Below are 10,874 nucleotides of genomic sequence, written 5' to 3'. Positions count from 1 at the left end.
TACCGGGATCGATACTGTTCGCACCGCGCGATTCCGGAAACGCCGTCGGCCGGGCGGGGCGAGCCGGGGCCCGCGGCGATCAGAAGGACCGTCTCCGCAGGGGAGTTCCCGCCGACCCCGGCTCGCTGTACGACCGCAGCCTCTCCGGCGTCACATCCGCGCCGTCCATCGACGGGAGCACCGGCATGTCCGGCAGCCCGTGCAGGTTGACGTCGACGGCGAAAGGCTCCCCGCCCACTCCCTCCTCCGGGGCACCCGCCGACGCCGGCCGGGTGAGCAGCAGCTTCAGGTCGTCGTGTCCGCGGTCACCGGTCCAGTACACGTCCTTCGTCGCGATCAGCCGCTGGAATTCGTTGCCGCACCGGACGATGGCACCCGCCTCCACCGAGACGTTCGGCCGCCAGACGCCGTCCCCGCGGTGGTGTTCGAACCGCAGCCTCCAGCGCCGCCCACTCGCGGACGCCGACGTCCCGACCTCCAGTTCGAGGATCTTCTGGACGTCGCCGGAGAACACCAGCCGCTGCGCGTAGAGGGACTCCTTGCCCACCACCATGATCCGCCACGTACCGCTCAAACTCACTACCGGCATCTCCGGGCACCTTCTCTCGTCGCTACTGGGTCAGGCGGCCAGGGCTGCCCGTACGTCGGCCGCGTACAGCTGGCGCATGTCGTCGACCGTCGGTGCGGCCGAGCGGCGCAGCCGGTTGGCCTGCTTGGTGATGGTGCGTTCGAGCAACTGGCGGGCGTACCGGCCGTTGCCGAAGGTCTCGTCCCGGGTCAGGCTGTCGAAGTGCTCCGACAGCACCGGGAGGCAGTCGTTGCTGAAGTCGAAGCCGCTGTCGCGGGCCAGCGTCTGCACGATGGACACCAGTTCCGAGGCGGTGTAAGACTCGAACGGGACCTGCCGGCTGAACCGGGAGGCCAGCCCGACGTTGTTGGCCAGGAACCGGCGCATGTCCCCGGTGTACCCGGCCGCGATCACCACGATGTCGTCCCGATGGTCCTCCATCAGCTTCACCAGCGTGTCGATGGCTTCCCGACCGAAGTCGTTGCCCTGGCCGGCCAGCGCGTACGCCTCGTCGATGAACAGCACGCCGCCGCGCGCCCGGTTGACCACGTCGGTGGTCTTGACGGCGGTGTGTCCGACGTACTCGCCGACCAGGTCGGCCCGGGAGACCTCGACGAGCTGCCCGGTGCGCAGCACACCCATCGCGTTGAGCAGCTGCCCGTACAGTCGGGCCACGCTGGTCTTGCCGGTGCCGGGCGCCCCGGCGAAGACCAGGTGCCGGGAGATCGTCGGAGCGGGCAGGCCGGCCCGGGTCCGGGCCTCGGTGGAGGCGATCAGGTCGATGACGTCGGTCACCTCGCGCTTGACCGCGTCCAGGCCGACCATCGCGTTCAGCTTGCCGAGCAGGTCCTGGACGGCCTGCGCCACGCCGGCCGCCGCCGACGGCGCAGCCGCCTGGTCGCCCAGGTCCTCCGGCAGCAGCCGGGCCAGTTCGAGGTCCGGGGCCTGCGGGTTGTTCGACAGCCGGTACGCCTGACGCCCCAGCATGTCCTCGAAGACCTGCCGCCCCACCCGGGCGTTGCCGAAGGTCTCGTTGCGGGGCATCTCGCTGAAGTGACGCACCAGGGCCTGCCGCGTCTCGTACTCCAGCGCGTAGTGGTGGGCGCGGCAGAGCCGCTCGACGATCTCGGCCAGTTCGTCGTCGGAGTAGCTGTCGAACTGGATGGTACGGGCGAAACGGGACTCCAGACCCGGGTTGGCGGCCAGGAAGGTACGCATGTTCGGGGTGTAGCCGGCGACCACCACGACCACCTCGTCCCGGTGGTCCTCCATCAGCTTGACCAGGGTGTCGATGGCCTCCCGGCCGAAGTCGTGGCCGCCGCCCCCGCCGGTCGAGAGCGTGTACGCCTCGTCGATGAACAGCACCCCGCCCAGGGCCTCCTCGAACCGGGCCGTGGTCTTCACCGCGGTGCCGCCGACGTGCTCGGCGACCAGGTCGCTGCGGGACACCTCGACCAGTTGCCCGCTGGAGAGCACCCCGAGGGTGGCCAGGATCCGGGCGAAGATGCGGGCCACGGTGGTCTTACCGGTGCCGGGCGGCCCGGCGAAGACCAGGTGCCGGGACATGGGCGGTACGTGCAGCCCGGCCTCCCGGCGACGCTTGGCGATCTGGTTGAGCCCGACCAGGGTGGCCACCTCGTGCTTGACGCCGGCCAGGCCGACCAGTCCGTCCAGTTCGCGCAGCAGCGCGGCCACCGGCCCGTCCGGTTCCCCACCGCCACCCGTCGCGCCGCCACTCGGCGGCCCGTCACCGGGACCGGGACCGCCGCCGGCGGGCACCGCCGGAGCGGATGACCCGACGTCGGACGGCGGGCCCGACGGGCGGGCACCGGTCAGCTTCCCGGGCGGGGTGACGTCCGACCCGGTGCCTCCGGTCAAGGCGGGAGCGGACTTCGGGGCGTCGGCCCCCGGTGCGTCCGGCCGCCCGGCCCCGGGCGGCGGGAGGGAGATCGGGCGTCCGTTGTGGCCGGTGCCCACTCCTGACAACTCGACTGCAGCGGTCGGGCTCGGCGCGTCCACGGCGACGCCGCCGTTGCCACGCACCACCCCGCCGTGGAGCCGCACCGGTGCGTCGGTCTCCACCACGACACCCGGCCCCTGGTTGCCGACGATCTCGCAGTCCGTGGCGGTGACGGTGCTGCCGGCGCCGGCCCGGATCCCCGGGCCGCGACTGCCGCTGATCCGGCTGCGGGACAGGGTGGCCGCGCTGGGGCCGCCGGTCCGCACGCCCGCCCCACCCGACTCCTCCACGGCCATCGAGGACAGGGTGGGCCGGGCGTTCCCGGCCACCTCCACGCCGACCCGGCAGCCGGTGATCCGGGAGTTGGACAGCACGGTGGTCGCGCTGTCGGCGAGCTTCGCCCCGGCGGTCCGCGCCCCGGTGACCTGGCCGTTGGAGAACCGGCCGGCTCCGCCGGTCGCGTGCAGGCCGTAGCGGACGCCCTCGATGGTCAGGCCGTGCAGGTGCGGGTCGGCTTCCTGCTCGATCGCCACGCCGATGGGGACGTCGCGGACCCCGACCCCTTCCAGCCGCGCCTTCGACCGGCCGGTCAGGAACACCCCAGCGTCGGCGCAGTCCGCCACGGTACCCCCGGTGAGGTGCGGCGTCGCCGTGCCGTTGACCACCACCCCGGCCGCGCCGCAGTCACGCACCTCGCAGTTGGTCAGCTGCGGCGCGGAGGTGTCCCGGCAGTCGAGGCCGTGGCCCCGGGCCCGGGTGACGCGCGTGTCGGAGAGCGCGGGCGCCGCCTGCCCCATGGTCACCACGGCGTGCACCCGGGCGTCCCGGATCTCGCAGCGCTCCAGCACCGGGGTCGCCCGGTCGCTGACGAGCAGCCCGACCTCGCCGCCGGACACCGTGGTCCCGGTCAGGTACGGCCGGGCGGCCTGCTGCGCGACGACGGCGTACTGGCCGACCTCGTCGATGCGGCAGTCCTCCAGGCGCGGAGCACTGGCGCCCACGGCCAGGAGCGCCGCCTCCGCGACCCCGGTGAACGTGCAGTCCCGGAACACCGGGGCGCTCGACCCGGCCGTCATGATCGCGCACTTGGCGATGCCGCTCATCCGTACGCGGGTGTACTCGCCCGCGCCGGCCTCGTGGACCACGCCGGCCCCGCCGGAGTTGCTGATCGCGCCGCCGCGCATCTCCACGGTGCCCCCGCGCACGTGGATCGCGGCCGCCGCCGTGGCGTCGACGGTGCACGCCTCCAGGCGAACCCGGCCGGCCGCCACCTGGAGCAGCGGCATCCGCTCGTCGCCGCCACGGATGGCGATGTCCTGGATCAGGACCTCGCCCCCGGCGGCCAGGATGGCCCCGCCCGGGGGCACCTCGATGGTGACGGTGCCCGGGCCGTCCTCGGCGACCAGGACGACGTTCCGGCGGAACAGCGGCGCCTCGCGGTACACGCCGGGGCGTACCGCGACGGTGTCGCCGGGCGCCGCCGACTCCAGTGCCCGGGAGATGTCGGTGAGGCATCCGGTGTCCCTGGCCGACACCGACAGCACACTGGTGGTCACGGATTCGCTCCTTGCTGACTGTCGCCGCCGGGGGTGTTGCCGGCGTGGGGCGGGCCGGGCCGGGCCGCCGGGGTCGGACCGGAGGAAGCCGGGGATCGTCTCCTCGTACATCACGCGCCGCCCGGTCCGGGTTCGAGCGCGAACGGGCGGTCGCCGGCCGCGAAGCCGAGCGGCCACGGCAGCGGCGCGGGCGCCGCGCGTTGCGGCTGGGCGGCGAGCGCGCCGCGCAGCTTGCCGGCCACCCGCTCGTCGAGTGCGCCGTCGCGGTGCCCGGAGACGACCTCCCGCAGCAGTACGTACGGCGCGCCGTCCGGCCCCTCGTCGACGCCGAGCACCGCGAAGCGGGAACCGGCGGCGAACATGGCCCGCCCGGCGCGGACACCAGGACCGTCGGCGATACCCAGTTGGTCCAGCCGCCGCGCGGTGGCCGACCAGATCGCGTACCGGCCCGCGTCGCCCTCGGTGCCGCCGTGACAAGACACCGTGGTGAACGCCGGCTCCACCACCAGGTCCCCGGCCCGGTACCGGCCGACGTCCAGTCCGGCGGGCACCGTGGCGAAGACGGGTCCCCCGACGGCCGGCAGTTGCTCCAGACCGGCGCGGGCGCACCGGGCCAGCAATTGGACGTCCTCGTCGGGCGTGCCTCCACCGCGCAACGCGTCGTTGACCCGCTCGCCCACCCCGTCGAGCAGAGCCAGCACCGTGACCAGCCCGGCCATCACGTCGTGCGCGCCGACCGCACTGCGCAGCCCCGGGTGCATCGACAGCGCCCGGGCCACCGTCCGGCAGTGGGCCTGGAACTTCCAGCCCAGCACGGTACGCAGCCGCTCCCGGTCCGCCTCGTCGGTGCGGGCCCGTACCCCGAACCACGCCGCGCCCCGGTTGGCGGGTGACACCGGCGGCGGATCGCCGCCCGCGCCGTTCGCCGGGGCATCGGTGCTTCCCGGGCCGGTCGTCGGAGCGTCCGTGGCTTCCGCCGTGACCGCAGTCAGGGTGGCCGCAGCCGGCCCGGATGCCGTCAGGGTGGCCGCAGCCGGGACGGACACGGTCGGGCTGGCGGCATCCGGGTCGGCGATCAGCGGCCGGCAGGTGTCCAGCTCCAGCCCGGGCACGTCGAATTCCGTCAGCACCATGCGCTGGACGCTGAGGTCGGGCCGGGGCAGCTCGATCACCGGAAGCGCCAGGCTGTGCACCTCGAACGCCGCTTCCACCGGCGAAGGCAGCTCGGGTCCGGATTCCAGTGCCGCAGCGGGTGACGTGGCCTCTGCCGGGTCGGCGGGCGACGGGGCGGTTCCCGGATCGGGGGTCGCGGGGGACGGCACCGGGGACGGCGGCTGGTGGTTGCGGCCGGGCACCCGGCCGGTCGGGGTGGGACGGACGCGTACCGGTCCCAGCGGGGGCAGCACGTTGCCCGCCGGCTCCGGTTCGTCCCCGCCGCCCGGACGCCAGCACCAGAACAGCCCGTTCGCGGAGGCGCGCCCGAAGGTGAAGCGGATCCCGGAGTCCGAGGCGTAGACCGGTGCCCCCAGGTCGGCCGCGAGCTGGTGCAGCACCGGTCCGACCCCGTCGGCCGACGCGGAGGGCTGGGTGACCAGCAGCACCGGCCGGCCCCGCCAGCGGGGGCAGTGCCAGATCGCCCGGGCCAGGTCGGCGGCGGCCACCGGCCGGCCGTCCAGCCGGAAGCCGGACCGGCCGGCCTCGACCGCGAGCGCGAACCAACCCGCCGGGCCGGGGGTGACCGATCCCGGTGCCTCCCACGGCCCCGGACCGAGCACCGGCACCCGCGCACCGGCGTCCGGCAGGATGCGCGCCACGGCGGCGCCCACCGCCTGCGACGCCTGTCGCAGGTACCGCGCCACGTGCTTCCCGACCGGTTCGCCCTGGGCCGGCTGCGACACCTTCCAGGACGACGGCAGGGGTGCCCGCTGCCGCAGGGCGAGCATTTCGGTCACGGCGACACCGGCCGGAGCGTACCGGCGTCCGGCCTTGCCTCGGGTGTCACGTCCGGCAGCTCCGGGTGGGCCGGCGCCAGGCCGTCGGGCGACGGGATGTCGGACGAGGGGGCGTCGACCGGGGCGTCGTCGGCACCGGACGGCGACCAGACGACCGCCTCGGCGTCCGGTCGGCACAGGTGCACCAGGGCACGGTGCACGGAGATCTCGTCCATGGGCTCGACGGGCTCGTCCCCGGTCAGGTGCGCGACCAGTTGCGGGTCCGGCGCCAGGCCGTAGTGTTCCAGGTAGTAACCGACCGCCTCGCTCCACAGCCAGGTCCCGTCGGTACGCAGGTGCATCGGCACCACGTCGCCCCGGTCCGGGGCCAGGATGTCGGGCATCTCGGCGCTGCTCCACGCGATGACCACCCCCCCGCGCAGTGCGTCGAGCAGGTCGTCGCGTTCCGTGGGATCGGAGACCACCGGCCGGTTGGTGGCGAACCACGGGCCGCGCACCGGATCGACGCCGTCGAAGAGCCGGGCGGTGACCACCGGCGCGCCCGGCCGCGCCGCCCACAGCAGGGAGCCGGACGAGCGGGCCAGGGTCTGATAGTACGGCGCCTCCACCCCGGCCCAGCAGACCTCGACCTGGGCCTCGTCGTCCCCGGCCTCGACCATGACCTGTCGTAGCTGGGCGCTGGTGGCGGGAAGGGAGTCCGAGGTGCCGTCCACGCTGACCACGACCACCCGTACCGGGTCCTGCCAGGGGCGGGCGGTGGACGGCATCCGCCACGCCCGCCACACCGCGCGTACCGTCGGGATCGCCGACGCCGCGGCCACCAGCGCCTGGTCCGCCGGCTCGAGGACGTCGGCCGGGTCGGCGGTGCGGTCCTGCGGGAGCACCATCGACGCCAGGTCCTCCTGTTTGGTCGGCAGGTCGGACAGGAACTGCCACGGTGTCGGCGGGCGTTCCCCGCGCAGCTCCTCCAGCGCCAGGCCGAGGTCGATGTCCCCGCCGCTGAGGGCCAGTTCCTCACGCATCGCCGCGATCTCGTCGGCGTCCAGTTGCAGCGGCTGGGAGACCGCCTCGAAGGCGACCGCCTGTACGACGTCCAGCCGCCGGCCGGCGGCCAGCGCGTCCCGCGCGTCGGTCAGCACCCGGTCCGGCAGCGAGCCGGCCAGCCGGAGCAGCAACGCGTGCATCGACTCGTCACGTTCGTCGTCCCGTGTCACCTCCGGTGCCACGTCCAGGTCCGTGTCCACGTCCACGGTCACCGCCCTCCTTCACCGCGTCCAGGGTTCATCTGTGGCACGCCCGGTGCGCCAGCAGGGTTCACTCCTGCCACGGTCCGAATGCGCCTACTTGTGTCGCCACCACGACTCGGTGCTGGCCCGGTCGCCCTTACGGAACTCCGTGCTGACCTGGCGGCCGTGCACGATCATTCCCGCGTACCAGGTGCGGGCCACGTAGTTGAACGGCCCCATGTCGACCGGGCCGGCCTCCCGGGCGTTGGTGACGCAGAAGTCGAACAGGTCCCGGCAGAACTCCAGCACCGTCTCCCGCCGGCCGCCGGTGAGCCCGCAGTTGAGCAGCGGGGCACCCCGGTTGTCGGACAGGAACTGCAACAGCTTGGCGCTGCCGCCGTGCTGGTACACCATCCACGGGATGCACAGCGGGGCCGGCTCGTCGCCCACGTACAGCCGGTCGTCCATCTCCGGGAACGGATCGCGCAGCATCTCCACGTCGGTACCGTCGACGCACCACACCTGGTCGATCTCGGGGTGCTCGCGCAGGTACCGCCACCAGCACAGCCAGCGGTGGAAGTACGGCGAACCGCCGGCCCCGCCCGGCACCACCCGCACGTGCGTGACCAGGTCGGTGTCCGGCTCGTCGAGGCAGTCGTGCAGCACCACCAACCGCTGCCCGTGCCGCTCGACGGAGCGGCGCAACTCGGCCAGGTCGGCGTAGTTCGGTGTCCAGGTGACGCCGCGCTGCGGGTCGGGCTGCGCGGTGAGGTACGTGGTCAGCACCACGTTCTGCGCCGCCGCCGCGCCGACCGGGACGGTGCGGAACTCGCGGTACTCGGCCGAGGTGTAGCTGGCCTCCGACCGGGTCTTGAGGTTGCGCACCAGGTGGAAGCGCTCGATGTCGGACACGCTGGAGCCGACCTTGGTGCGTTCGTCGCAACTGAAGATGAGGTCTCCGCTGCCGACCACGTCGGCGAACCGGAACGAGGTCAGGCCGGCGTTGTAGATCCGGTTGGAGAGGTCCAGGTGCTCGTACCCCCACCGGCCGTACCGGGTGTCGTACCCGCCCACCCGGTCCAGCACCCGCCGCTCGAAGTAGAGCAGGCAACCGCGGGGATGGGTGTACGCCCGAAGCTGCCCGTCCCGGTAGATCTCCATCGAGTCGGTCAGCCGGCCACTCGGGGTGTCGGTGAAGATGTACATCAGATGCGGCTCGGGACTGTCGATGTACGGCCGCTCCCAGCCGTCCACGACCGGCCAGCAGTCGTCGTCGAACAGGAACAGGTGCGTACAGCCCAACTCGACCAGCAGTTCCAGGCACTTGTTCTTGGCCCGGGCGATACCGACGTTGCTGTCGAAGCGGAACGTCGCCTCCTCCACCGGCTCGTCGCTGGCGTCGTCGACCACGACGATCGCGGCGCCGCTGGGCGCGTACTTGCGGATCGCCTCCAACGCGGTACGGAGCACGACGCCCCGGTTGTGCGTCGTGATCCCGATGCCCACCGTCGGGAGGTCCGTCTCCTGCATGCCCACCTCTTCGGTCGGGGCGCCACGGCGCCGTCACTCGGGGCCGCCACCACCCGGCCGCGGTACCGGCCGGCGCGGCGGTCCGGACGACCGCCTTGCCCGTACCGCCGCCGGGTGCGAGGTCGTCCACGTGGGTCACGGCATCGCGGCATCGTCGGGTTCACCGCTCGACACGGGAACCAGCGGCGGCGCGGCGTGGGCCGCAGGTGCCAGCGCGGGGCGTAGGGATAACCCTCTCCAACTCGCGGGTTGGCACCCGCGGGAGCAGGGGCCGCACCATGTCGGGCGGCCGGCCCGCGGCGGCACTGTCATGGGCATGGCCGAACAGGTGCAGAGCAAGCGACACAGCAGCGCGCTGGAGAGCGATTCCCGCCTACGCGAACTGATGGACACCTACCAGCAGCCGCTGCTGAGGTACGCGCAGCGGCTGACCGACGGCGACACCGGGCGCGCCGAGGATGTGGTGCAGGAGGCGTTCCTGCGGGCGTGGCGGCACCTGGACCAGCTCACCGCCGACCGCGGATCGGTGCTGGGCTGGCTGCGCCGGGTGGTGCACAACCTGGTGATGGATGGGTACCGCATGAAGAAGGCCCGGCCGACCGAGGTGGACATCGAGAACGCCGCCGAGGTCGCCACGGCGGACCCGATGGCCGGCGTGGTGGACTCCCTGCTGGTCGAGCAGGTGTTGGGCGGGCTGTGGCCGGAGCACCGGGCCGCGCTGGTGGAGACGTACCTGAACGGCCGGACCGCGGTTGAGGTCAGCGCGACGCTCGGGGTGCCGGTCGGCACGGTCAAGAGCCGGTTGCACTACGCGCTGCGGGCGGCTCGCAAGGCAACGGAGAGCCACCTGCTCTGCGCCGCATGAGCCCCTGGACGCGACCGTGGCGGAAGGCCGTCGCGGCCCACGATCCGGGCCAGCCCGGCCCGACCGGAGTCGCCTACAGTGAGGGCATGCGCCGCTCGACGCAGCGACCTGGCGGGTCATTCCCGGTGCCGGGCCCATCGGACAAGGTGACCCGGGTGGTCGACGCGGTGCACGGACTGCCGGGTCGGCCGCTGCCGGGAGTGCAGGCCGAAGCCCTGGCCCGGGCGCTGGGCGGGTGCCTGGAGGCCGCCACGGTCACCATCGCGCTGTGGCTGCCCCTGCCGGCGGGCCACGACGCCGACGCGCCGGTCGAACACACCGTGCAGGAGTACCGGTGGACCGCCACCGGCACCGAGGCGGCGGTACCCGTGACCGAGGCGGCGCCGGTCCGGCTGTGCGACGGCGAGCAGGTCCTGGCCGACCTCGTGATCGAGCCGCCGGCGGCGGCCGAGCGGCTGCGCCGGTGGCCCGAGCTACACGCGGTGACCCGCCTGCTGGTCAGCGACATCCAGGCCCAGCTCATCACCGGCGGCGCCGAGCGGCTGATCGGTCAGAGCGCCCTGCTGCTGGCCGACACCCGGCTGCGGGCCGCGGGCGAGATGGAGCGCCAGTGGTACCAACTGGAGCGCGACCTGCACGACGGCGCCCAGCACCACATGGTCGCGTTGCAGATGTCACTGGCCATGGTGGAGCACCAGCTGGACGCCGGCAACGCCGCCGAGGCGGGCAAGCACCTCGACCGGCTGCGTGAGCTGCTGGCCAGCACCGAGGAGGTGCTGCACACCACCGCGACCGGCCTGCTGGCACCGTTGGCCGACCACGGTCTGGTGACCGCGTTGGCGGCCCGGCTGGACACGCTCGACACGGTCACCCTGGACATCGACCCGGGCCTGACCGGCCACCGGTACCCGCCCGAGGTGGAGGCCGCCGTCTACCTGGCCTGCCTGGAGGCGGTCAGCAACGCGCACAAGCACGCCCCGGGCGCCGCGGTCACGCTGACGCTACGTACCTCCCCCGGGGGCCTGAGCTTCGAGGTGGCCGACACCGGGCCGGGTTTCGACACCGACGGGCGGATGCCGCTGCGCCAGCTCGCCGCCCGTCTGGCCTCGGTCGACGGCACGCTCACGGTACGGTCGAGCCCGAACACCGGTACCCGGGTCAGCGGGTTCGTGGCGATCTGAGCCGTCCCGCCGGGCCGCCCGCCTGCTCCTCGCGCC

At 73.6% G+C, this 10,874-nt stretch carries 7 protein-coding genes; 2 read left to right on the top strand and 5 right to left on the bottom strand.

The genetic code is table 11. From position 1 onward, the window contains the following. Positions 1 to 79 precede the first annotated feature (79 nt). From C5N14_RS29435 to C5N14_RS29415, 5 genes are all read right to left on the bottom strand, one after another. A complete protein-coding gene (locus tag C5N14_RS29435) occupies positions 80 to 589 on the bottom strand; it encodes a hypothetical protein (RefSeq protein ID WP_128763697.1) in 510 nt (169 codons plus the stop codon). Positions 590 to 619: 30 nt separating this feature from the next. Then, a complete protein-coding gene (locus tag C5N14_RS29430) occupies positions 620 to 4,084 on the bottom strand; it encodes a right-handed parallel beta-helix repeat-containing protein (protein ID WP_117672877.1) in 3,465 nt (1,154 codons plus the stop codon). A gap of 110 nt (positions 4,085 to 4,194) precedes the next feature. Continuing rightward, positions 4,195 to 6,036: a hypothetical protein gene (locus tag C5N14_RS29425; protein ID WP_117672875.1), complete on the bottom strand. Its 1,842-nt coding sequence runs from the start codon at positions 6,034 to 6,036 to the stop codon at positions 4,195 to 4,197. Then, positions 6,033 to 7,292 carry a hypothetical protein gene (locus tag C5N14_RS29420; protein WP_117672873.1) on the bottom strand — a complete coding sequence of 420 codons (1,260 nt, stop codon included), beginning with the start codon at positions 7,290 to 7,292 and terminating at the stop codon, positions 6,033 to 6,035. The genes C5N14_RS29425 and C5N14_RS29420 overlap by 4 nt, the downstream gene beginning before the upstream one ends. Positions 7,293 to 7,376: 84 nt before the next feature. Beyond that, a complete protein-coding gene (locus C5N14_RS29415; protein ID WP_128763696.1) occupies positions 7,377 to 8,792 on the bottom strand; it encodes a glycosyltransferase family 2 protein in 1,416 nt (471 codons plus the stop codon). A 316-nt stretch (positions 8,793 to 9,108) separates the two neighbouring features. Between C5N14_RS29415 and C5N14_RS29410 the strand changes: the two genes are divergently transcribed. Next, positions 9,109 to 9,657 (top strand): sigma-70 family RNA polymerase sigma factor, encoded by a 549-nt coding sequence (locus C5N14_RS29410; protein ID WP_243640202.1) that lies wholly within the window; start codon positions 9,109 to 9,111, stop codon positions 9,655 to 9,657. A 155-nt stretch (positions 9,658 to 9,812) separates the two neighbouring features. Continuing rightward, complete coding sequence (locus tag C5N14_RS34030; protein WP_165878285.1) at positions 9,813 to 10,838, top strand: sensor histidine kinase; 1,026 nt, start codon at positions 9,813 to 9,815, stop codon at positions 10,836 to 10,838. Positions 10,839 to 10,874: the final 36 nt, after the last annotated feature.

Origin of the sequence: Micromonospora sp. MW-13 (assembly GCF_003434305.1) — a bacterium.
In the GTDB taxonomy this organism is placed as follows: domain Bacteria; phylum Actinomycetota; class Actinomycetes; order Mycobacteriales; family Micromonosporaceae; genus Micromonospora.
The sequence above is the reverse complement of the archived record's forward strand: the minus strand, read 5'-3'. Positions and strand labels throughout refer to the sequence as shown.